Genomic DNA, 713 nt, shown 5'->3' on the forward strand with positions numbered 1-713 from the left:
AACCGGCGCCGATCACCCCAAGAGCGGAACGGCGAGAAATAACGTACTGATCAGACATAATATTTCCTTTCTGTTCAGACCTTCTGCTTTATGATGTTAGAATCCGAATCCGCCCAGACCGGAACCAGTGGACGACCCGCTGCCAGCGCCAGGGGACGCGGATTTACTTGTCTCAATGCTGATTTTCCACTTACCATCCTGATAGGTACCAATAAATGTCGCCGCCTCTTCACTGATACGCTGATCTTGGGGAACATCATGCGCCTGGCGACTATATACATAAAAATTTCCGCGGTCTACAATTATTTTGCCATTCCAGTTGTATTTATCGCCCTCGATCGTCGGTTGAGGGGTATCCAAAGAGATTTTGAACTTGACATCGGTCCAGTTTTTCTCAGTGTAATCCTCTTTTATATATGTTTTTATAGTCTGCGCGAGAGAGTCCTTATAATCGAAGTTGGTTTCTAATAACGGATCGACGTTCCATGTTCCCCCCAAGTACTGGATTGCAGCCATGATGAACCCAATGTTGGCGTAGAAGCCCTCCACCGATTTATCATTCAGGTTATCCGGCTTAATAGGTTTCGGAACATTCTTCGCCGGATGCTCACGGGTTGCAGGCTCATAGTTCCCGGCCGAAGTATCAAACTTCTCGAACTTCACCTCGCCGCTGTAATCGTCACGCTTCGACGAATCAGAACCGCCGCCGCCAT

General features: G+C 48.1%; 1 protein-coding gene. It reads right to left on the reverse strand.

What is annotated here, in order from left to right:
* Nucleotides 1–96 precede the first annotated feature (96 nt).
* On the reverse strand, nt 97–713 hold a 617-nt coding region (locus HMPREF2554_RS09145), incomplete at its 5' end, for a DUF6318 family protein (RefSeq protein ID WP_070554867.1).

This window comes from Rothia sp. HMSC071F11 (assembly GCF_001809115.1).
Lineage (GTDB): Bacteria > Actinomycetota > Actinomycetes > Actinomycetales > Micrococcaceae > Rothia > Rothia dentocariosa.